This window comes from Gilliamella sp. WF3-4, assembly GCF_001690275.1.
In the GTDB taxonomy this organism is placed as follows: domain Bacteria; phylum Pseudomonadota; class Gammaproteobacteria; order Enterobacterales; family Orbaceae; genus Gilliamella; species Gilliamella apicola_C.
Genome location: NZ_LZGW01000001.1, coordinates 147178 through 169185, shown reverse-complemented (window position 1 = coordinate 169185; position 22008 = coordinate 147178). Strand labels below are relative to the sequence as shown.

The window sequence follows — 22008 nt, the reverse complement described above, 5'->3', positions numbered from 1 at the left end:
CACCAATAAACATCAATAAGTTTAAATATAGGATTATTAACCATAATTCCAAAAATTGCAATAGCACCACAAGTCCCTTTTGTTACTACACAAAAATTTGCTGAACTGACGGGTATACCTGCGACAGCTAAAAACAAAATTCAAAGAGACGAGTTCCCAATCCGCAAAAAAACCAGTAAAGTGGGTAAAACAAGCGGAGAAACGTTTTTGAGTAATATGGTCGCTCTCACTATTGAGGGTTGCCGTGGTTTTAACGACAATCTAACAAATGACATTAAAGGAGCGGAATAATGAGCTACGCAGCCTATTTAAGTCCGAAATACGCCGGCGTTTCGAAAATAATTTATATTCAAATATAATTGATGTTACTACGTGATATAATAGAGGTGTCAGGCGAAGAACAACAATTTTATTGAATTGAAAAATAAACGAGTCGCATATTGCCGAGTCAATAGAGATTTTTGTAAATTACGAGACGAGTTATTTTTGCTAGAGTACTGGGGAAAATATAACCCGCCCGCTTTTTTTGAAATAAGTCCATTGACAGAAAAATTATACAAACAACAAGGAATCAATACGCAAGCTCTGCTTATTCACAATATATAGCACAACAACAGAACGTTACAACGATTTGAGGGGGAAGAGAGTGGCAGCATCTACGGATTTAAAAACATACAGAGTCTACGTATTAAAGCAAAGAAGAGGTGGTAGTGAAATTCTTTTAGAAACAAGGACTAATACTACCAACTTTGAGATAGCAAAAGCGGCTTTTTGGCAACTGTATCATCAACATTATGATAACAAACATCTTTTATTAATGACTTGTAACAGTAAAAAAATTAATGTATATCGTTATCAATCGAAAACGGGTGACGATTGCTACATTTCTGCAGATGATGCGCTGAATAATGAATAGAGAAAAGCAACAAAACACTAACAGGCGTACCGACCGCGGAATGCAGGATGACTGCGTTTGCCCAGCGCGTACTTGACAGAAGAAGAGAGCGCATTATTAAAAGAACTAGCTGTTACTTACGGCTCTCAAAAAGCTACAATATTTGAAGGTTTAAAACTTTTAAAAGAAAAATTAAACAAAGTAAAAAGAATAGTTAACCAGTGGTGTGCGACATTGTGTCATGTATTCAGAGTTAAGACATAGCTCAACTGAGCTGACTGATTCCAGAATTACTTAAAAGATAAATATTATGAAAGGTTTTAAATTCTCACATTACATTTCAACAATGGCTCTCAATGGCGTATCTATCATGGCCTATTGCAATTGTGATAGATCGGCTTATAGGCTGGCTACAAAAAAGATGGGGCTAAAATTCGCTGCACAATCATAGTTAATTTAACAGCTAAGACATATGATGCTTTGCCGTGCGAGCCTTACAATAACATTGATAGATTTATTGCATGCGCTTCAATGTGCGGAGTTGCTTTTTATTTATCTAAATCAACAGCCATTTTACCGCCACTTATTATTTTTTGATAATTTACAACAGAAGAAAAGTTAAGATGAAATATTGATTTTATTGGTGCCAGTGGTCGGACTCGAACCGACACGCTTTTAAGGGCGGCGGATTTTGAATCCGCTGCGTCTACCAATTTCGCCACACTGGCACTAAACGTGAAAACAAGTAAACGTTGGCATTATACTGAGCTTTACTATATCTGCCAACAGATATTAGCTGTAAGGCATTTCATTTGCCTAAAAAACAAGCTACCACTTACGTTTCCAAGCAGGTAATTTTTTAAGAATGATATAAGCTGTTTGTTTAGCTACGGCTTTATCTACATTGTGATTATTGGCATATTGTAATGCAACTTCATACCATTTTTCGTCAAATGTTTTCATTGTGCCGTCTTTATGAGCACAATGCTTACAATAACTTTTCGACATATCAAGTAGCGGATAGTCACTAATTGCGGTCATTGGCATGCCACAGGCAATACACATTTTCATGTTTTAGATTCCAATTAGATTAAAAAGGTAGTTAAATAATTGCCTGCCTTATCTTGCTAAAAATCCTACTCCTAGTTAAACAAAATTACAAGATAGCATTAAAAATAGATACGTTTATCTTAAAAATTGAGCTCAATTTGTGATGTAACTGGATTTAATTGCTGATGCTGGTGTTGCTGTTGTGATAATAGATAACGTCGTCTTAACGCCCGTTGTTTGCACAAGCGTAAGATTTCTTGTTTTTGCCTATCATTAAAGGTTAACCATTTAAATCTTTCTTCTCTGGAACGATAACAGGTAATACAATAACCTTGTTTATCTGTTTGACAAACACGCTTACAAGGACTTGGAATATCAAAAAATTCTATTTGATCCAACTTATCATTTCCCCTTTAGGCGACACCAAAATTGACTAATGTTCTTTTAACCCTAAACCTTTACTTAGCACTTTAAAACAGCCATCGCAATCGTGTCTCGCAGCATGGAGTAATGTTTGCGTTGGTGCATGAATTAATTTATTGGTTAAACGATGTGAAAACTCAGCAAAAACATCATCAATATTGGCACCTTGTTTGATCGCATTTAAAGCTTTTATTTGTAGCTCACGTTTAATACTTTCAGCATTACTACGATACTGCTTAACATAAGCAACCGCATGTCTAGCCTTAAGCCAACTTATAAAATGTTCTGCTTGCTCTTGAATAAGGTATTGTGCCTCTTTAGCGGCAATGGCTCGTTGCTCTAAATTACTTTCAACTGTTTTTTGTAAATCATCAATAGTATAGAGGTGTACATTATCAAGTTGATTAACTTCTTCTTCAACATCACGGGGAACCGCTAAGTCAATAAATAACATTTGACGATAATTTCTAGCCCGCAAGGTTCGTTCAACCATACCTTTACCAATAATAGGTAGGGGGCTCGCTGTTGAACTAATCACAATATCAACATCCTTAAGTCGGTTAGCAATATCAGGCAATGAAATGATTTCTGCATCAATATCAGAAGCAAGTTTCAATGCTTTTTCGCGAGTTCGATTGGCAATAATAACTTGATTAAATCCATGTGGCTTTAAGTAACGAGAGATAAGCTCTATCGTTTCCCCTGCCCCAACAAGCATAATATTTAAACTTGAGGTATCAACAAAAAGATGGCGAGCAACTAAACAAGAAGCATAAGCAACAGATGCAGTATTTGCACCAATATTGGTTTCACTACGAACCATTTTGGCTACATGAAATGTAGTTTGAAAAAGCTTTTTTAATTGAACAGACAAACAAGCTTGTTGTTGAGCAAAACGATATGCTTGTTTAACTTGTCCTAAAATTTGTGGTTCACCAATGATCATAGAGTCTAAACCACTTGCCACTGCCATTAAATGTTCAACAGCACCTTGTCCATCATGCCAATAAAGTGAATCTCGATAAAGATTAATATCAATATGATGAAATTGCCCTAACCAACTTTCGACTGATTGTTTTAATCTTAGATAATCAGTTGGATGTTCATAACTAAGATAAATTTCTGTTCGATTACAGGTAGACAAAATAGCACACCCTTCAACCAAAGGGTGTTGGTATAAGCTGTATAGCGCTTTATCGACAATCTCAGTAGGAAAAGCAAGCTTTTCTCTTAAAGAGACCGACGCAGTTTTATGATTAACACCAAAAATTGTAATTGACATTGCATCGCTTCTTTTTATAGGTTCTGTTAGGTATAATTATTTTATTAAGCGTTTCTTTAAAATTTGTATTATACATAAAAAACCACAAAGGTTCTTTTTCTTATTCCGACAATTATCAGTTATAATATTGCAATCTTTGAAACTAACAACTAAAGAGTTATTTCATGTCTAAAATTAAATATGCTTTTATTATCATGTTGCTTTTACTTATCACCGCATGCCAAGCAACTAAATCACAAAATACGGCATCAGTTGAACAACAATGGCAAGCACATCAACAAAATCTCAAGCAAATAAATGCATTCCAAGTTAAAGGCAGTATAGCTCATATAAGTGATAAATCTCGAAATTATGGTCGATTTTTAATTACCCAACAGTCAACAGATAATTACGAAGTCAAATTAACTACACCTGTTGGTACCAACATTTTGACGTTAAGCGTGGAGCCTGACAATGCTCAATTAGTTGATCAAAATGGTGGAAGCTATCAAGATGTCAATATTGAAAATCTTATGAAAAAAATATCTAACGTAAACATTCCGCTGAATTCTTTACATAATTGGCTAAAAGGATTTTCAGACAACGTAAATACAGACAAAATAGATAATGCTGGGCGATTAACTTCAACTGTATTTATGCAAAATAATAACAAATGGGCATTAAAAATTCCAAGTTATGCGACTTACACCTATAAAAATAAAAAGATTGACTTACCTGCAGCGATTGAGCTTACACATGATGATGAAGTTATCCGCTTAAAAATTAGTAACTGGATTTTACGATAACGGGTAATAGTTATGAAACAATGGTTATCGCCAGCTAAATTAAATTTATTTTTGTATATTACTGGTCGTCGTGCTGATAATTACCATAATTTACAGACATTATTTCAATTTATTGATTACTGTGACAACTTATCATTTACCCTCCGCCAAGATGATCAAGTTAACCTATTGACATCATTTGCAAATATTCCAGATGATAAAAATCTAATCATAATTGCCGCAGAACGATTAAAATCTTATGTCAAACTAACAAAACTGGGAGTAGACATTGCCATTGATAAAAAGATTCCAATGGGTGGTGGTCTTGGCGGTGCCTCATCTAATGCAGCGACGGTATTAGTTGCGCTTAATCAGTTATGGCAATTAAATTTATCACTGGATGAATTAATTGAAATTGGCCGCACAATTGGCGCTGATGTGCCCATTTTTATTTATGGGCATGCTGCGTTTGCCGAGGGGATTGGCGATCAATTTTCCCCTATAGATATTCCTGAATATTGGTATCTAGTTGCTTATCCTAATATTGAAATATCTACAGTTAAGGTATTTAATGATCCTGAATTAACCCGTGATACGCCTATCCAGAATATAACTGATTTGCTTTCTTTACCGTTTAGCGAATTTAAAAATGATTGTGAAAATGTCGTTCGAAAACGTTATCCAAAGGTAGATAATATTATTACTTATCTTTCACAATATGGCACAACTCGATTAACTGGCACTGGAGCATGTGTTTTTACACAATGCGAATCTAAACAACAAGCTTTAGCGATTCAATCAAAGCTTAAAGCACTATCAGTTCATAGTTTTGTGACTAAATCATTAAACGTTTCGCCTTTATATGAAAGTTAAACAAACACTTTAATCAACAAATATCATTAACGGGTAAGGTGTTTTGTTAACAGAATCAAGATTTAAATATCTAGTAAGTCATATGCATTTAATATCCAAACTTCCAACGAAAAACACTATAATGATAAGTGGTTTTATAAATTTCTTAGTGCTTTTTTATGAACTTTATTCAATTATCTTCTTTTTTCAAATTAAACTACCTACATATTGTATTTATTTGTGAAAATTGAAAGAGCTTACAAAGCATTTTTTACTATATATATTAACTTAACTATTGATGGCTTACATACTTATGATATTAAGTTATAAGTATGGCTAGATTTCAGTATGATATTATGGTTTCGTTATTGCAACAAAAAAGATTGCAGGTATATAATGAAACATTGGCAACTCTTATAGAAAAGACTTAGAGAGCATTTAAATGAATCAGTTACAACAAAAACTTTCATTAATTAAAGACAGTATTCTTACCATTCCCAATTACCCAAAAGAAGGGGTATTATTTCGCGATATCACCAGTTTACTTGCTGATCCTATTGCATTTAAAACCACTGTTGAGTTATTAATTGATCATTATCGTAATAAAAAAATTGATAAAGTCGTTGGCACAGAAGCTCGAGGCTTTATTTTTGCAGCACCAATTGCGCTAGCACTGGGGGTTGGCTTTATTCCCGTTCGTAAGCCTAACAAATTACCTCGTCACGTATTTAAAGAAGAATATCAACTTGAGTATGGTACAGATACTTTAGAAATCCACACTGATGCCATTAAACCCGGTGAACGTGTACTCATTGTTGATGATTTACTGGCTACAGGTGGAACAATAGCTGCAACGGCTAATTTAATTCGTAAGGCAGGGGGTATTGCCGAAAATGCCGCATTTGTAATAAATCTACCTGATTTAGGGGGTGAAACAAAATTAGCTGATATGGGGATTGATTGCTTTACTTTAGTTAATTTTGATGGTGAATAAGAATTATCATTAAGGGCACATTTGGTGCCCTTTTTTCATTTTAAATGCCGTTACCTCTTGTTCTTTCTTAAATAAAAATAATTAGTTAATTTTACTGCATACAAAATAATAAATATGCATTTCTTCCTTTCATTTCATTTAAATTCAAATTTTTAATTAAAATAAGACTTTAACAATAAATATTTAAAAAATGAATATAAATACACTTTTCTACTTGATAAGGTTTTAAAAGTGAATTATTATTCAACAATAAAGCATAATTAATCAATTAATTTAAAGAGGGATGAAATGAAAAAATTTAACCATATTATTGCAAGAACACCTGCCAAATCTCTTATTAATGGTTTAACCTCATCAAATTTAGGTAAGCCTGATTATCAAAAAGCTCTAGAGCAGCATAACAATTATATTCGTGCACTACAGCATTGTGATGTTGATATTACCATTTTGCCTCCCGATGAGCGCTTTCCTGATTCGGTATTTGTTGAAGACACAGTGCTTTGCACACCACATTGTGCCATTATTACAAGACCAGGTGCTGAAAGTCGCCGAGCAGAAACTGAAATCATATCAAGTACAATTGAGCGGTTTTATCCTAATAAAGTTGAACAAATTACCGCACCAGGTACCGTTGAAGCAGGTGATATTATGATGGTGGAAGACCACTATTACATTGGTTTATCAGCAAGAACCAATCAAGTTGGCGCTAATCAAATGATCGCTATTTTAGAAAAATACGGATTAACCGGCTCGGTTGTTGAACTCGAAAAAGTGCTCCATCTAAAAACAGGTTTAGCTTATTTAGAAAATAATAACTTACTAGCAGCAGGCGAATTTATCACTAAACCTGAATTTCAGAAATTTAATATTATTGAGATCCCAGAACAAGAAAGTTATGCCGCTAACTGCATCTGGGTAAATGATCGGGTAATTATGCCTGCTGGCTATCGAATAACTAAAGCTAAAATTGAGCAACTTGGTTATCAGGTTATTGAAGTGGATACCTCGGAATATCAAAAAATTGATGGAGGGGTAAGTTGCATGTCGTTACGATTCTAATCTATCGATATTAATCAAACCTAAAACCACATAATAAGACGACAAGATGAATACACCAGCAAGAAAAAAACTAGGCACCCTCCCCCTTACACTGTTGGTGGTGGGTAGCATTGTAGGAAGTGGGATTTTTAGCCTACCACAAAATATGGCCGAAGGGGCTGGGACTGGAGCTATTTTAATCGCATGGATAATAACCCTATTTGGCATGCTAATGTTAACACGAATATTCCAGTATTTATCGATTCGATTTTACAAAATCAACGATGGTTTATACGGCTATGTGCGAGAAGGCTTTGGTGACTATATCGGTTTTAATGCCGCATGGGGTTATTGGATATCAGCATGGATGTCGTGCACCAGTTACTTAGTTATTTTATTTAGTGCATTAGGATCTTTTGATTGCTTAAGCTTCTTTGGTCACGGCACTACGTTGCCAGCTGTTTTTACTGCTATTTTATTATTATGGATAGTACATTATTTTGTACTAAAAGGAATATATCGAGCTTTTTTATTAAACTGCCTTGTTACACTGGCTAAAATTGTCCCCATCAGTTTATTTATCGTTTGTATTAGCCTTGCATTTAAAATTTCGACATTCAAAATGGACTTTTGGGGAACACCTCAGTTAGGCTCAATGATAAAACAAGTTGAAAACACCATGCTCTACACCGTATGGGTTTATTTGGGCATTGAAAGCGCAACGGTTTATGCGGCAAGAGCCAAAAATATCATCAGTATTAGCCGTGCAACCTTTTTTGGCTTTGCCATTACTAGCCTATTGCTTGTTTGCGTATCAGTATTATCTCTTGGTATTGTGCCACAACAAGAACTTGCCCAAATGAAAAACCCATCAATGGCTTTAGTGATTGAACGTGTCATTGGTAGCTGGGGAGCAACCCTAATTAATATTGGTTTAATTGTATCGGTTAGTGGTGGATTATTATCGTGGTTAATGCTAGCAGCTGAAATGCTATTTTTAAGTGGTCAGGGCAACCAGCACACCGTGCCAAAATGCTTTGGCAAGCTTAATAAAACCGGCACGCCTGCTAACGCATTATGGTTAACAACGAGCTTCATAACAATTTTGCTGATTCTTTCTCACTTTTACCAATCGGGCTATAATACCTTAATCCAGCTATCAACCTCAATGGTGCTCATCCCTTATTTACTTGCAGCACTTTTTGTTTTCAAATTAGCTATACAAAGGCGTAAAGTCTATTTAATCATAATAGGTGCATTTGGATCGACATATGGGGTATGGCTAATTTATGCTGGCGGTATATCTTACTTATTACTGTCGATGATACTTTATAGTATAGGACTACTTTTTTACCTCTATGCTAGAAAGCAACGCTCTTTACCCGTATTTAGTTACTTTCACGACAAAGTGTATGCCTTTTTCATCATCACACTTGCGCTAATTGCCATTGTCTATTTTTATATATTACCAAATTAAATGGTCATGGAGATGACATCTGGGTGCTATTTTCGAAATAGGTAGAAATCAGCTAACAACTGCTTAAATGATTGCGAATAGCACCCATCATCATCTCGCATACAAAGTTGATCCTCAATGATCAAATCAGCTCGGCTTAATGAAAAAGCCATCAACGCCAACGAAAAATCTTTTTTACTCGAATACCTAACATTCATCACCTGAGTTAAATATAAAAAATTTGATTCACACAAAAATCTAAAATGATTTGATAGATGATAAGGCAAAACTAAGCAAAATTGCCCTTTTGGTGTTAATAATCGTTTAACAGCATTAATCAATTGCTGATAGCTCAAACTCTCGGTATAACGAGCTAATTGCCTTTGTATATCTCGGCAATCTACAGCCGATTCAAAATAAGGTGGGTTGCTTACAATTAAATCATAACAAGCCGGTTGATTAAGTCGAAATTGATTAATATCTGCGTGCTTGGCACAAATAGAATAAAATGAGGCTTGTTTGCTATTTTCATTACATTGTGCAATAGCATGATGATCAATATCAATTGCGTCAATCTTGCAATGCGTATTTTCTAACCGTTGAGCTAACATCAATGCAATTACACCACACCCCGTACCAATATCTAACACTTTTTGTGGAATAACTTCAATGGGAACCCATGCCCCTAATAAACAACTGTCAGTTGTAACTTTCATAGGGCTTTTATTGTGTGCAACAAAAAAACGTTTAAAGGTAAAACCGCCTTTTCTCAAAGGTGTTTGGTGGCTAGCTATCATGGTTAAATTTCTTAAACAGTGGTTTATTTGATGCAATCGCATCAGCCCAACGAGTAGGTTCAGGTAATCGATAACCTCGTAAACATAAATTTACCCATTTTAATGCACTATCTTGACTTATTCGATGACCAGCCGAAATAAATAAAGGATTACAATTATCTTTACTACACAATACCCAGCCAATTTGTTCTTGCTGATCTTGCAATGGTGTTACACTACCAGCCCGTTTTGACAATGGCTCAAACTGACCACATAATCTTTTTTTAGCTACACCAATTGTTGGCATATCTAGTAATAAACCTAAATGACTTGCAATACCTAAACGCCGAGGATGAGCAAAGCCCTGTCCATCGACTAACAATAAATCCGGTTTCTGTGTTATTTGTTGCCATGCCTCAATAAGCGCAGGATATTCACGAAAAGATAAATAACCAGGAATATAAGGAAATTGCGTTTTTATTCGAGCGATATGATATTCCACAACATTAAAATCTGGATAAGTAAGAATAACAATAGCCGCTCGGGTAATATCACCACCATTTTCAAAGCCCACATCGGTTCCACCAATAAATTTAACGGATTGATTAAACGCATCTGTTAATTTAATTTGCTTGGCTAACGTCTGTTGAATTTGTTTTAATTGTTGTAAATTGATAGACATTTTAAATCTGCTGAGTATGATTAACCGCAATGAACCAATTGTAACAAATTAATATGCCATATACATTAGTAAATCCAATCAACTTAACAGAAGAAATCAAAAAAAGCCGTTTTATTGTTAATGCTGCACCAGTTACCACGGCCGAGCAAGCAACCAATTTTATTAATCAAGTAAGCGATCTCAATGCAACACATAATTGTTGGGCTTGGAAAATTGGGCAGCAATACCGTTTTAATGATGATGGTGAACCGACAAGCACCGCTGGGCGCCCTATCCTTTCAGCTATTGAAGGACAAGATTGCGATCAAATTGTGGTTGTTGTAACTCGCTACTTTGGTGGAATAAAACTAGGTACTGGTGGGTTAATGCGAGCCTATGGCGGTGCGGCCAGTCACTGTTTACAACAAGGCGAACTTATTGAACTCATTGCCCGTATTACGCTTCAATTTCACTGTTATTATAGCGAATGGCCAATTATTGAAAATCGCCTAAAAGAACTTGGGGCCTTGATTGAACAACAAGATTTTGATGCCGAAGGTGTCAAAGTAGCTATAGGAATAACACAAAACAAGTCCCAATTATTACAAAAAACTCTCTGTGATATCACCCGTGGGCGCGTTATTATCGAGTTGTAAAAAAGAGAAAAACTAGCTCACCCTTTCTACCTATACATATAGGTATCATCGAAAAAATGCCATTTTTCATTAACGTTATTGAGCTATTATTGAATTTAGCCAACACCCTCTTATGAAGGTTACTATATGAATAATATATTGTTATTCGATTTATTATCGTATACAATTTGTCTTTTTTAAATGGAGAGAAGTCATGCGAAACAAAGGTATTGCTTATGTATTGTGGTTCTTTTTGGGTTTTATGGGTATCCATCGTATGTATTGTGGTAAGTGGATAACAGGTTTTGTTTGGTTATTTACTTGTGGAGTTTTTGGAATTGGTTGGTTTTTAGATCTTTTCCTAACTAGTGGTATGGTTGATTATGCTAACTTAATTGATAATTCTAAATTCAATAAATCACAAAATGTTACAGTAAATACATTCATCAATAGTGATAAATAATATAGGTAATTAAGCCACTCAAAATTGCTATTTTTACGCATTATATTAAATATGTCCCATTAAAACAGCATAACATATTGTATAAAATCGACTTTATGTTGTTTTAATGGTATAAAATCATACTAATAAAAATTTCACCTCTATCATCAAATTTAATTAAAAGCTTTTTTCAAAAATACGTAATAACTTTCTACTGACTATTTTAACTTTCTGTATAAAATTTTTAACAAAAAAATATTGCTTTTATAGATAAAAAGCAACATAAGGCACATTAACATATTTATTTAACATTACAATATTTTATGTTTTCTAATTTAAAGAGAAGATGAATTGACTTAAAAATAATGTGAGTTAACTAACAAAAATAAATATAAAAATTAGTCCATTTTACACATAAAAATCGTTCAGAAAAACCATTGATTTTATTTAATTTTTTAATTAGCGAAATACGGTTATATATTAGCAGGCAGGCATGATCTATATAACAATAAAGAAAAATATTTAAACCGCCTACACGGCGGTAAACATTCAAGTATCACTATTGGAGGGTTTAGCTATTTTCTAAACCGCCTACACGGCGGTAAACCCCGCTCGCCCTGTACAAACATTAGAGTTAACTTTCTAAACCGCCTACACGGCGGTAAACTAGAATCGAATATACTATAAACGTTGTTTAATAAAAGGCAAATAAGATTTTTATCTTCAAAAACCCTTTTATTAGGCATCACTTTAACTATTTGTTTTTATTTACTTTAATTTATTGTTAAAAAAAAGGGTTGGCAAGGATTTTGGTAGGATGATAACAACCCATTTGGTCAGCATCCAGTATTATTAAACAATATTATCCTAATATTATTTGATAAAATAACAAACGATTGGCTTTTATCTTCTTTGTTGAAAAAATATCTTTTATTGCCTAAAACAAATAATAAAACTACAATAAAATTACTTTAATCACTTATAACAAAAGCTATGATTACTTATCAAGATGCCACATTAACCGATTTGCCTTTTATTGTTGATGTTTATAATTCAACAATTGCCGGCAGGCAAGTTACTGCCGACACGGAGCCGGTTTCTGTTGAGAGTCGATTAGACTGGTTTCACCAACATAATCAACATGATCGTCCAATTTGGCTAATAAAATACCAAGATCAACCTTGTGGTTGGATTAGTTTATCTTCGTTTTATGGTCGTCCTGCATTTTATAAAACTGTTGAGATTAGCTTATATCTTCATCAAGATTTTCGTGGTAAAAAAATTGGCCAATTTATGGTAGCTGAAATTGAAAAATTTGCCCAAAAAACTGGAATTGAGGCAATTTTTAGCTACGTTTTTGGGCATAATTTACCTAGCGTTAATTTATTTAAAAAAATGCAATATGAACAATGGGGCTTTCTTCCCAAAATTGCTGAACTTGATAATGTTCAGTGTGATTTGCTGATATTAGGTAAACGACTAAATTAAGCCTGCACATTGTTAATATGCCATTTATTATTAATATACCATTTAATGATATAAAACGATTTAAAAGGATTTTTTGATGAGCGCTTTAAATGACCTTAAATATTACGCAAATCAATCTAAAATCACTTCAACCTTGGTTGTTGTAAACATTTTTTGCTTTTTTGCATTTAGATTGCTTGATAGCCGAGGTTTTTCAACCTTGTATGAAAATCATTTTTTAATTGATTGGGGAGCCGATGTGGCAGAACTGACTTTTTCTGGTCAATATTGGCGTATGTTTACCAATTTATTTATGCACGTAGGTTTTACTCACTTAGCCATGAACATGCTGGCATTATGGAGTATTGGACCAATTTTAGAACAGCGTATACCTCGCATTGCTTTTATTGGTGTTTATTTTTTCTCTGGTTTAGTAGGAAGCTTATCAAGCGATATTGCCACAATTCACCATAATGTAATTAGTTGTGGTGCATCAGGTGCTATTTTAGGTGTTATTACTGCATTATTAGCCTATAGCTTAGTGTTTAAAACCAATATACAAGAAATGCCAGTTAAGGCAATGCTACTAAGTTTAATTTTAACCGCTGGATTAGGATTATTGCCTTCAATTGATAATATGGCACATATCGGTGGTGCTTGTACTGGATTTGTTCTTGGTGGGCTAATTTCATTGTGTCTTAAAATTTTTAAATATCCAAGTAAGCTAGCGTTACTTATTATTAGCCTATTATTGATTACTACTGCATTGGCAATATATACAGTATATATGCATTATGCCTTACCTAATGGCTATTATATCTATAATTAATAATAAAAAACGCTGATGATAACCAATCAAACAGCGTTTTATTTAAGCTAACTGTTAAAAGCTATTTAAGATTCGAGCTGGCTCAATTTTACAAGCTCGTTTAGCAGGATAGTAGCTAGCAATTAAGCTAAGTAACATGGCAGTTATAAACACTATCGCCACATCAAAGAAGTGAATTTCAGATGGTAAAAAATCGATAAAATAGATATTACTGTTTAAAATTTTATGTCCCATTAATGATTCAAGGCCCCCCATGATGTTGGAAAGTTGCCATGACAATATCACACCTAAAATAACACCAATTAAACTACCAATTAATCCAGAAATTACCCCATACCAAATAAAAATATGTTTGATTAATCGATTAGTTGCACCTAATGTTTTCAATATGGCGATGTCACGTTGTTTGTCTTTAACAGCAATAACTAACGTTGATACAATATTAAAACAAGCAACACCGATGACCACAATCATTGCCAGATACATAATTTGTCGTATCATCTGAATATCGCGATACATAAAACCAAATGAATTTTCCCAGCTATTAAATGATAAGGTGTCATCTAAGCTCAATGCAGCTTGACCTATAATTTGATTAGCTCGGTATACATCATTGACATTAATCATTATCCCAGTGACACTGTCACCTATATTGAGTAGTTTTTGCGCATCAACTAAAGGCAATAGAGCAACGTTATTACTTAAACTACCACTTAAATCCAAAATACCAATAACCTGTAAGCGAACTCGCTTAGGTGGTTTGAGTTGAGTTGATCCACTTGCTGATACAGGAATTAATAAAGAAACCCAAGCCCCCTCTTTTACCGCTAAAGATTTTGCTAAACCAGAACCAATAATAACTTGTTGATTATCTGCCTTAAATTCTTGCCATTTATGATTGAGCACATAGTTAGGTAATGCACTAATTTGCTGTTCTTGCTCAGGATCAAGCCCTTGTACTTCAACAGCACCGAGTTTACTACCGTTTTCAATAAGCCCAGTAAAACTAACAAATGGAACGGCTGATACAATATTTTTATTTTCTGTAAGCTCTTGCTGTACATGGCGCCAATTCTCTAAATTGCCAGAATCAAGATACAATTGACCATGAGGCACAACAGATAACACGCGGTTATGTAGCTCTCGCTCAAAGCCGTTCATGGCACTTAAGCCAATGATTAATGCCGCTATACCAATAGCAATACTTAATGTTGAAATGATAGATATTAATGACACCATGCCACTTTTACGGCGCCCTTTTCGAAATTTGATGGCGGTAATTAAAGATAAATTCATATTAGTTATCCATTAGCTTTTTATCTGATGATACGCTATCAGATAGTTTGCCATCTCTCATCACCAACTGTTTATCAAGTTTACTGGCTAACTCTAGATCATGCGTAACAACTAAAAATGCAGTGCCATGTTCACGATTTAATTTAATCAATAGCTCAAAGATAGAATCTGCCGTTGATTTATCAAGATTACCCGTCGGTTCATCAGCCATAACTAAAGCGGGATTATTAATTAATGCTCGCCCTATTGCTACACGTTGGCGTTCACCACCAGACAGTTCAGAAGGACGGTGGTTAGCTCGTTTTACTAAGTTAACGGATTCTAACATTGCCCTAGCACGTTGTTTTGCTTCATTTGGCGAAACACCACCAATTAACAGTGGCATAGCTACATTTTCTAATGCCGTAAAATCAGGTAATAGATGATGGAATTGATAAACAAAGCCAATTTCTTGATTGCGTAATCGCGCTTTTTCTTGTTCAGATAATTGATTTAACTGCTGTGATTTAAAAGTGATATCACCTGAAGTAGGTTTATCAAGCCCACCAAGTAAATGTAATAATGTACTTTTACCTGAGCCTGAGCTACCAATAATGGCAAGTAACGACTTTGGGTAAATATCAAATGAAACATCTTTTAAAACTTCCGTTACCATTTTGCCTTCTTTATAAGTTTTATAAAGATTGTTTGCTGATAGTAATTTTTCAGAATTATTCATAACGTAAAGCCTCAGCAGGTTGAATATTGGCTGCACGGTATGCAGGATAAATAGTTGAAATTAACGATAACATAAGCAATCCAATAATAATTAAAATAATTTGCGATGGCTCAACGAGCGACGGTAGCAAAATACCCGCTAAAGATAAACCCAACGCTTGCATGATTTCATTTAAGTTGACTGCAAGTAACAATCCTAAAACACTCCCTAAGAGCGTGCCAATTATGCCGGAGCTTGCACCTTGAATAATAAAAATGAACATAATTTTAAATCGCGATAGACCTTGCGTTTTCAAAATAGCTACTTCACCTTGCTTTTCCATTACCAGTAAACTTAATGAAGTAATAATATTAAAAGCGGCAACAATAACAATTAAACTAATCAATAATCCCATGACATTCTTTTCCATTTTAATGGCTTGAAATAATTCACCGCGTTTTGCACGCCAATCATTAAACACTAACCCTTCTGGTAATGCGGTATTAGTGACCGATGCAATATCAAGGGGTTTGTCTAAGAATAAGCGCCAGCTAGTGATCATATTGGCAGGATAACGTAACAAATTTCTTGCATCAGATTGATTAACATAAATAAGAGATTGATTAATATCATGATTAACTGAAAACAGTCCAACCACATTAAACAAACGTTGCGAAGGAATCCGCCCAACTGGAGTTATTTGGCTTGCATCTGTCACCATTAATCGAATTTTATCGCCTATTGTAACACCTAACTGATTGGCAAGCGTTTGCCCTAAAATAACATTATATTGTCCTGCTTGTAGATCCGAAATTGAACCCATGTAAATATAATCACTTATTGGGTCTTCATCTTCCGGTTTTACCCCCATTAAAGTACTGACAGTAATACTTTGTTCGCTTTGTAATACTACATCACTAGTGACTAAAGGCGTAATGCGATTAACACCTGTAATCTTTTCAAAAGGTGAACTTAAAATGACATTGGGATCAATTCTTCCTTGATTAGAGGTAATTTGAGCTTGAGGAAAAAACTTTAAAATACTGTTTTGCATTTGATCTTCTAATCCATTCATCACAGATAGTACAACGATTAGACCAATAGAACCCAGCATAATTCCAATCATTGATAACCATGATACAAAACGACCAAAACCATCGGTTTTTTGCCCATATACATAACGCAAACCGATATAAAACACTAATGGGCGAAATATTTTTGACATAAACGTATATATTACCTGAAACTTTTTGACAAAGTTTTACGAGTTAAATGCAAGGTGCTTATCATACAGGATTAAACAGTTATAGAAAACAACCACGTACTTACGTTATAATCTAACCTATAATCTTGTAGCAATTTCAACGAACTCATCATGCCTAAAACACAAAATATTTCAACGTTAATACCTAAAAAATCAGGTGAAGTAAAGCACATTGGGCAACTTGTTGGCTCATCTTTATCACAACTTTGTGCACAAATCGTAAATATTCATGATGGCTTAGTTGTGATTATTACTGATGATATGCAACAAGCCTCGCGTATTGATGAAGAGCTAAAGCAGTTCTCGCCTTTCCCTTCGATCTCTTTTCCCGATTGGGAAACATTACCTTATGATAGCTTTTCGCCACACCAAGACATCATCTCTGAGCGTTTGTCTTGCTTGTATCATTTAGCTCATCTAAAAAAAGGGGCTTTAATTTTACCCATCAATACATTAATGCAAAAAGTCTGCCCTAAAAGCTATTTAAATGGGCATGTGTTTATAATGAAACAAGGCTTACAAATTAGTCGAGAGAACCTACGTTTACAACTTGAAAATGCAGGATATCGTTCAGTAAGCCAAGTTATGGAACATGGTGAATACGCCACTCGCGGTGCCCTATTTGATATCTACCCGATGGGAAGTGATCACCCTTATCGAATTGATTTTTTTGATGATGAGATTGACAGCATTCGCACTTTTAATGCCGAAACTCAACGAACACTTGATGAAATAGAACAAATCCAATTGCTACCTGCTCATGAGTTTCCCTTTGATAAAGCAGCTATTGAGCTATTTCGAAGCCAATGGCGCGAAAAGTTTGAAGTCAGATTAGAGCCAGAAAGTATTTACCAGCAAGTGAGTAAAAATATTTTGCCAACAGGTATTGAGTATTGGCAAGCTCTGTTTTTCAGTGAGCCATTAACCTCGCTTTGTTCTTATTTTCTTGATAAGACACTCATCATCAATACCGCCAATATTGAACAATACGCTAATAAATATTGGCATGATATTCGTCAACGTTTTGATAGCCGTGGTGTTGATCCAATGAGGCCACTTTTAGAGCCTAACTTGATCTGGTCTAAAACTGATGAAATATTTGCTTATTTCAAACAATATCCACGCATGGTTTTAACCCACGAGCCAATTATTGAGTCAAATAGAAACATCAATCTACCTTATTGTGCTTTACCAGAAATAGCCATTCAAAGTCAGCAAAAAGATCCTTATTTACAGTTTGAAAAATTTATTGCAGATTTTACAGGAAAAATCATATTTTCGGTTGAATCAGAAGGACGTAAAGAAGCATTACAAGAAATTTTAGGACGAATTAGAATTCACCCAACGCCCCTCAATGAACTTGACGAGCAACAAAGCAACAACAATCGTTTTTACCTAATGATTGGTGCTAGTGAACAAGGTTTTATTAATCAGCAAGATAATTTTGCATTTATTACCGAAAATGAGCTACTAGGCAGACGCATTATTCGTCGTAAAAAAGAACACAAACAGGCCATTAATACTGACTCACTTATTCGTAGTTTAGCTGAGCTAACACCGGGTAAACCTGTTGTTCATTTGGAACATGGTGTAGGTCGATATGCAGGACTCACCACATTAGAAACAGGTGGCATTACAGCCGAATACCTTATATTACTCTATGCTAACGATACCAAACTTTATGTCCCTGTTGCGTCATTAAATTTAATTAGCCGCTATTCTGGTGGGGATGAAGAAAATGCGCCACTAAATAAATTAGGCACCGATACATGGAGTAAAGCACGGCAAAAAGCGGCCGAAAAAGTGCGAGATGTCGCAGCTGAACTACTGGATATTTATGCTGAACGTGAAAGCAAACCAGGTTTCGAGTTTAAACAAGATCGAGAACACTATGAGTTATTTTGCCAAGGATTCCCTTATCAAGAAACCGACGATCAACAAAATGCTATTGGTGCAGTCATTGGCGATATGTGTTCGCCTTATGCCATGGACAGATTAGTCTGTGGTGATGTTGGATTTGGTAAAACAGAAGTAGCAATTCGTGCTGCTTTTTTAGCGGTAATTAATCATAAACAAACCGCTGTTTTAGTCCCTACAACACTCCTTGCAGAACAACACTATGAAAGCTTTTGCGATCGTTTCGCCAACTGGCCAATTCGCATCGAAAGCCTATCTCGCTTTAAGACCGCCAAACAGCAAAAAGCTATTATTGAAGCACTTGGAGAGGGAAAAATTGATATCGTCATTGGTACACATAAATTATTACAAGAAGATATCAAATGGAAAGATTTAGGTTTATTAATTGTTGATGAAGAACATCGTTTTGGCGTACGTCAAAAAGAACGCATCAAAGCAATGCGAGCAAACATCGATATTTTAACCCTAACAGCCACCCCAATTCCAAGAACGCTCAACATGGCAATGACGGGTATGCGAGATCTTTCTATTATTGCAACACCACCAGCTCGCAGGTTAGCGGTAAAAACCTTTGTTCGAGAATATGATGATCTTGTGATTAGAGAAGCCATTTTGCGTGAGATTTTGCGTGGTGGTCAAATCTATTATTTACATAATGATGTATCAGATATCGAAAAAGTCAGCGAAGAATTAGCAAAATTGGTTCCCGAAGCACGCATTACCATTGGTCATGGACAAATGCATGAACGTGACTTAGAGCGCGTCATGAATGACTTTCATCATCAACGCTATAATGTACTAGTTTGCACAACAATTGTTGAAACAGGTATTGATATTCCTAACGCTAATACCATTATTATTGATCGAGCCGATAAATTTGGTTTAGCTCAGTTGCACCAATTGCGTGGGCGTGTTGGTCGTTCTTATCATCAAGCTTATGCATACTTATTAACACCTCACCCTAAATTGCTCAGCAAAGATGCTAAAAAGCGCCTTGAAGCCATTGCCTCGCTTGAAGATTTAGGTGCAGGATTTGCCCTAGCGACACATGATCTTGAAATTCGTGGTGCAGGCGAACTATTAGGTAGCGATCAAAGTGGACAAATTGAAACCATTGGTTTTAATCTTTATATCGAATTGCTTGAAGACGCCGTTAAATCACTCAAAGAAGGCAAAGAGCCAACCCTTGAATCATTACTCAACAACCAACAAACCGAAATCGAGTTACGTTTACCAACACTCATCCCTGATGATTTTATTCCTGATGTAAATACACGATTATCGCTTTATAAACGTATTGCAAGTATTAATAGCCTTGATGAGCTAACAGAAATTCAAATCGAAATGCGAGATCGCTTTGGTCAATTACCCGATGCGGTACTATTTTTATTGGAAACCACCAAAATTCGTTATCACGCCAATCAATTAGGCATCACAAAAATCGAATTTGGTGAAAAAGGTGGCTATATTGAATTTGGTAGCAATAATAAGGTATCGGTTGATTATTTAATTGAAATCATTCAAAAAGAACCGAAAAATTACCGTTTGGAAAGCGCCAATAGATTAAAATTACTTCGTTCACAATTACAATCAACAGAACGAATAGACTACATTAAAACTTTATTAAAAGCGTTTTCTGAGCATCAAGAACCAGCTCAATAAAACAAATATTAATTAAACCAAATAAGCGGAAAATCATGATAAAAAAAAGCATTATTACCACAGCAATTATTGCTGTATTAGGTTCAGGATACATAGGCGCATCTTGGCACACTGGCAATATGATTGAAGCTAATATCGACAATAAAATACAACAAATCACAAAACAAGTTGATAATTATCAAAATTTGTTTAACGTGGTGATTGAATATAGCGATTACCAAAAAGCTATTTTTTCAACGCAACTTCACCTTACCATTAAATTAGTGCCCAAAGATACCGATTTGCAACTTGAACAAGACAAAAAGCAAGCAGAAACAACTATTTTTAATGATGAAATTACAATTCATCATGGGCCATTTCCTATGATGGCACTAGCTGAAGGAAAATTTACACCACAAATAGCATGGATCAACTATGCAATGCCTGAAAAATCAGCGCCCGAGCTTTGGAAATTAGCGGGTAACCAATCGTTTATCACCGCCAATATGGGGATAAGTTATCACGAATATCTCACCATTAAACTGACTAATAAAGCGCTTAAACTGACTGATTCAGCATTCACTTCACATTTTGATGCTAATTATTTTATTCATGGTGGTTTAGATATCTCTGATGGCAATGTTATAATTGAAAGCAATGAAGATTTTTCAAGTATCGTTGCCAAAGCCAATATTGATAAATTTAATTATTATGACAATCCTAAAGAACCAATAATTACTTTAAATAAATTCAACTTATTAGCTGAGCCTAGACCAGAAAAAAAAGGCGTTAATTACACCATAAACGCTAATAAAATAGCCTTTCTGATCGATGAATATTCAGCATCACGCCTTACACTTGATCACCTAAAATACCAAGGGAGTTTAAATAATAAATATCAAGCTCCTAATGCGCATGTCACAATAGATAAAATAACATTTGAGCCTGACATTAACCAGTTTAATGACTCATCAATCATGATTGAAAAACTCACCATTGCAGAAGAAAATACCTTAAGCACGGTTAATACGATAGATGGTTGGTTAAAAGTAGACGCCCAATCAGTATTGTTTGGGCAACAACATTTAGGTAATGGTTCTTTAGATCTTAGCTACCAAGGTATTAATATTGCCATGATATTAAACAATTTTGATATAGACCTTTATGAAGCCGATGTTAATCAACAAGCACCAGCCAACATCAAATTGGCATTAAATAAACTACATTGGCAAAACCCAGCCGGTGATATTAATGCGAATTTTTTCTGTAACATATCTGGTGAATGGGCAGAACTACAACAACTCATGCTAGGTATTGATAACATTGATAGTTTAAAGTTAAAAATTGATGCGCCATTTAATGTATTAGCCTATTATTTAGCGCAAATAAAAACCCCCAATGCAAACGAAGTTACCCAAGAACAGCTAACCAACGCCTTTGCGACATTAAAAACGAATGCAAAAAAGCTATTTGGTAAATCAAAAATGTTTACGTTTAATAAAGATCAAAATGAAGGTTATTATTCTGATATCAAATACACTAAAGGAGATCAGAACGTGACCGTAAATGGACATCTATTAGATAAAAGAGATTTTTTTGAAAATTTTTTATAATTTATTTTTTTAAAAC

The 22008-nt window shown here is 34.8% G+C and carries 20 protein-coding genes and 1 tRNA gene; 12 read left to right on the top strand and 9 right to left on the bottom strand.

All coding sequences use genetic code 11. The features are described 5' to 3' along the window. Nucleotides 1-646 precede the first annotated feature (646 nt). On the top strand, nucleotides 647-916 hold the full coding sequence (locus A9G47_RS00855) for a hypothetical protein (RefSeq protein WP_065641933.1): 270 nt from the start codon (nucleotides 647-649) through the stop codon (nucleotides 914-916). A 620-nt stretch (nucleotides 917-1536) separates the two neighbouring features. On the opposite strand, the gene A9G47_RS00845 is transcribed toward A9G47_RS00855, so the two are convergent. From A9G47_RS00845 to hemA, 4 genes are all read right to left on the bottom strand, one after another. Then, a tRNA-Leu gene (locus A9G47_RS00845) sits at nucleotides 1537-1623 on the bottom strand. 100 nt (nucleotides 1624-1723) lie between these two features. Then, entirely contained in the window at nucleotides 1724-1966 is a 243-nt protein-coding gene (locus tag A9G47_RS00840; protein ID WP_065567530.1) for a zinc ribbon domain-containing protein, read from the bottom strand. Between the two features lie 119 nt (nucleotides 1967-2085). Further along, entirely contained in the window at nucleotides 2086-2343 is a 258-nt protein-coding gene (locus A9G47_RS00835) for a DUF1289 domain-containing protein (RefSeq protein WP_065567531.1), read from the bottom strand. 35 nt (nucleotides 2344-2378) lie between these two features. Beyond that, on the bottom strand, nucleotides 2379-3650 hold the full coding sequence (gene hemA / locus A9G47_RS00830; protein ID WP_065641931.1) for a glutamyl-tRNA reductase: 1272 nt from the start codon (nucleotides 3648-3650) through the stop codon (nucleotides 2379-2381). Nucleotides 3651-3814: 164 nt separating this feature from the next. On the opposite strand from hemA, the gene lolB reads away from it, so the two are divergent. The 5 genes from lolB to A9G47_RS00805 all read left to right on the top strand — a co-directional run bounded on the left by lolB (nucleotide 3815) and on the right by A9G47_RS00805 (nucleotide 8775). Further along, on the top strand, nucleotides 3815-4435 hold the full coding sequence (gene lolB, locus A9G47_RS00825) for a lipoprotein insertase outer membrane protein LolB (RefSeq protein ID WP_065580862.1): 621 nt from the start codon (nucleotides 3815-3817) through the stop codon (nucleotides 4433-4435). Nucleotides 4436-4447: 12 nt separating this feature from the next. Then, a complete protein-coding gene (gene ispE, locus A9G47_RS00820) occupies nucleotides 4448-5287 on the top strand; it encodes a 4-(cytidine 5'-diphospho)-2-C-methyl-D-erythritol kinase (protein WP_065589107.1) in 840 nt (279 codons plus the stop codon). 421 nt (nucleotides 5288-5708) lie between these two features. Continuing rightward, a complete protein-coding gene (gene apt, locus A9G47_RS00815) occupies nucleotides 5709-6260 on the top strand; it encodes an adenine phosphoribosyltransferase (RefSeq protein ID WP_065582634.1) in 552 nt (183 codons plus the stop codon). A gap of 288 nt (nucleotides 6261-6548) precedes the next feature. Beyond that, entirely contained in the window at nucleotides 6549-7319 is a 771-nt protein-coding gene (gene ddaH, locus A9G47_RS00810; protein ID WP_065641930.1) for a dimethylargininase, read from the top strand. A gap of 46 nt (nucleotides 7320-7365) precedes the next feature. Continuing rightward, nucleotides 7366-8775 (top strand): basic amino acid/polyamine antiporter, encoded by a 1410-nt coding sequence (locus A9G47_RS00805; RefSeq protein ID WP_065580484.1) that lies wholly within the window; start codon nucleotides 7366-7368, stop codon nucleotides 8773-8775. 26 nt (nucleotides 8776-8801) lie between these two features. Here A9G47_RS00805 and A9G47_RS00800 read toward each other — a convergent pair whose 3' ends face one another. Then, the gene (locus tag A9G47_RS00800; RefSeq protein ID WP_176700627.1) at nucleotides 8802-9470 is read right to left on the bottom strand and encodes a tRNA1(Val) (adenine(37)-N6)-methyltransferase; all 669 of its coding nucleotides are present in this window, start codon (nucleotides 9468-9470) and stop codon (nucleotides 8802-8804) included. Nucleotides 9471-9540: 70 nt separating this feature from the next. Then, nucleotides 9541-10212, bottom strand: a complete 672-nt coding sequence (gene nfi / locus A9G47_RS00795; RefSeq protein ID WP_141674769.1) for a deoxyribonuclease V — start codon at nucleotides 10210-10212, stop codon at nucleotides 9541-9543. A 53-nt stretch (nucleotides 10213-10265) separates the two neighbouring features. Here nfi and A9G47_RS00790 point away from each other — a divergent pair, with 53 nt between their 5' ends. The 4 genes from A9G47_RS00790 to A9G47_RS00775 all read left to right on the top strand — a co-directional run bounded on the left by A9G47_RS00790 (nucleotide 10266) and on the right by A9G47_RS00775 (nucleotide 13564). Beyond that, entirely contained in the window at nucleotides 10266-10847 is a 582-nt protein-coding gene (locus A9G47_RS00790; protein WP_065641928.1) for an IMPACT family protein, read from the top strand. 193 nt (nucleotides 10848-11040) lie between these two features. Further along, nucleotides 11041-11289 (top strand): NINE protein, encoded by a 249-nt coding sequence (locus tag A9G47_RS00785; RefSeq protein ID WP_065641927.1) that lies wholly within the window; start codon nucleotides 11041-11043, stop codon nucleotides 11287-11289. A gap of 972 nt (nucleotides 11290-12261) precedes the next feature. Continuing rightward, nucleotides 12262-12756, top strand: coding sequence for a GNAT family N-acetyltransferase (locus A9G47_RS00780; RefSeq protein WP_065641926.1), 495 nt, complete (start codon nucleotides 12262-12264; stop codon nucleotides 12754-12756). Nucleotides 12757-12832: 76 nt separating this feature from the next. After that, the gene (locus A9G47_RS00775; protein ID WP_065641925.1) at nucleotides 12833-13564 is read left to right on the top strand and encodes a rhomboid family intramembrane serine protease; all 732 of its coding nucleotides are present in this window, start codon (nucleotides 12833-12835) and stop codon (nucleotides 13562-13564) included. Between the two features lie 54 nt (nucleotides 13565-13618). Here the strand turns inward: A9G47_RS00775 and lolE are convergent, their stop codons facing one another. From lolE to lolC, 3 genes are read right to left on the bottom strand one after another with little or no spacing between them, the layout of a single operon-like run. Then, on the bottom strand, nucleotides 13619-14860 hold the full coding sequence (gene lolE / locus A9G47_RS00770) for a lipoprotein-releasing ABC transporter permease subunit LolE (protein ID WP_065641924.1): 1242 nt from the start codon (nucleotides 14858-14860) through the stop codon (nucleotides 13619-13621). A gap of 1 nt (nucleotide 14861) precedes the next feature. After that, the gene (gene lolD, locus A9G47_RS00765) at nucleotides 14862-15578 is read right to left on the bottom strand and encodes a lipoprotein-releasing ABC transporter ATP-binding protein LolD (protein ID WP_065641923.1); all 717 of its coding nucleotides are present in this window, start codon (nucleotides 15576-15578) and stop codon (nucleotides 14862-14864) included. Then, nucleotides 15571-16773 (bottom strand): lipoprotein-releasing ABC transporter permease subunit LolC, encoded by a 1203-nt coding sequence (lolC, locus tag A9G47_RS00760; RefSeq protein WP_065582811.1) that lies wholly within the window; start codon nucleotides 16771-16773, stop codon nucleotides 15571-15573. Before lolC ends, lolD begins: the two co-directional genes overlap by 8 nt. Nucleotides 16774-16932: 159 nt before the next feature. Here lolC and mfd point away from each other — a divergent pair, with 159 nt between their 5' ends. Next, entirely contained in the window at nucleotides 16933-20400 is a 3468-nt protein-coding gene (gene mfd, locus A9G47_RS00755) for a transcription-repair coupling factor (RefSeq protein ID WP_065641922.1), read from the top strand. Between the two features lie 35 nt (nucleotides 20401-20435). Then, nucleotides 20436-21992: a DUF945 family protein gene (locus tag A9G47_RS00750; protein ID WP_065641921.1), complete on the top strand. Its 1557-nt coding sequence runs from the start codon at nucleotides 20436-20438 to the stop codon at nucleotides 21990-21992. The last annotated feature ends 16 nt before the right edge of the window (nucleotides 21993-22008 follow it).

What these genes read in the sequence shown, in the direction of transcription:
- A9G47_RS00840 (WP_065567530.1), bottom strand. Translation starts at nt 1,966, where the DNA reads ATGAAAATGTGTATTGCCTGTGGCATGCCAATGACCGCAATTAGTGAC.
- hemA (WP_065641931.1), bottom strand. Translation starts at nt 3,650, where the DNA reads ATGTCAATTACAATTTTTGGTGTTAATCATAAAACTGCGTCGGTCTCT.
- lolB (WP_065580862.1), top strand. Translation starts at nt 3,815, where the DNA reads ATGTCTAAAATTAAATATGCTTTTATTATCATGTTGCTTTTACTTATC.
- ispE (WP_065589107.1), top strand. Translation starts at nt 4,448, where the DNA reads ATGAAACAATGGTTATCGCCAGCTAAATTAAATTTATTTTTGTATATT.
- apt (WP_065582634.1), top strand. Translation starts at nt 5,709, where the DNA reads ATGAATCAGTTACAACAAAAACTTTCATTAATTAAAGACAGTATTCTT.
- ddaH (WP_065641930.1), top strand. Translation starts at nt 6,549, where the DNA reads ATGAAAAAATTTAACCATATTATTGCAAGAACACCTGCCAAATCTCTT.
- A9G47_RS00805 (WP_065580484.1), top strand. Translation starts at nt 7,366, where the DNA reads ATGAATACACCAGCAAGAAAAAAACTAGGCACCCTCCCCCTTACACTG.
- A9G47_RS00800 (WP_176700627.1), bottom strand. Translation starts at nt 9,470, where the DNA reads ATGAAAGTTACAACTGACAGTTGTTTATTAGGGGCATGGGTTCCCATT.
- nfi (WP_141674769.1), bottom strand. Translation starts at nt 10,212, where the DNA reads ATGTCTATCAATTTACAACAATTAAAACAAATTCAACAGACGTTAGCC.
- A9G47_RS00790 (WP_065641928.1), top strand. Translation starts at nt 10,266, where the DNA reads ATGCCATATACATTAGTAAATCCAATCAACTTAACAGAAGAAATCAAA.
- A9G47_RS00785 (WP_065641927.1), top strand. Translation starts at nt 11,041, where the DNA reads ATGCGAAACAAAGGTATTGCTTATGTATTGTGGTTCTTTTTGGGTTTT.
- A9G47_RS00780 (WP_065641926.1), top strand. Translation starts at nt 12,262, where the DNA reads ATGATTACTTATCAAGATGCCACATTAACCGATTTGCCTTTTATTGTT.
- A9G47_RS00775 (WP_065641925.1), top strand. Translation starts at nt 12,833, where the DNA reads ATGAGCGCTTTAAATGACCTTAAATATTACGCAAATCAATCTAAAATC.
- lolE (WP_065641924.1), bottom strand. Translation starts at nt 14,860, where the DNA reads ATGAATTTATCTTTAATTACCGCCATCAAATTTCGAAAAGGGCGCCGT.
- lolD (WP_065641923.1), bottom strand. Translation starts at nt 15,578, where the DNA reads ATGAATAATTCTGAAAAATTACTATCAGCAAACAATCTTTATAAAACT.
- mfd (WP_065641922.1), top strand. Translation starts at nt 16,933, where the DNA reads ATGCCTAAAACACAAAATATTTCAACGTTAATACCTAAAAAATCAGGT.
- A9G47_RS00750 (WP_065641921.1), top strand. Translation starts at nt 20,436, where the DNA reads ATGATAAAAAAAAGCATTATTACCACAGCAATTATTGCTGTATTAGGT.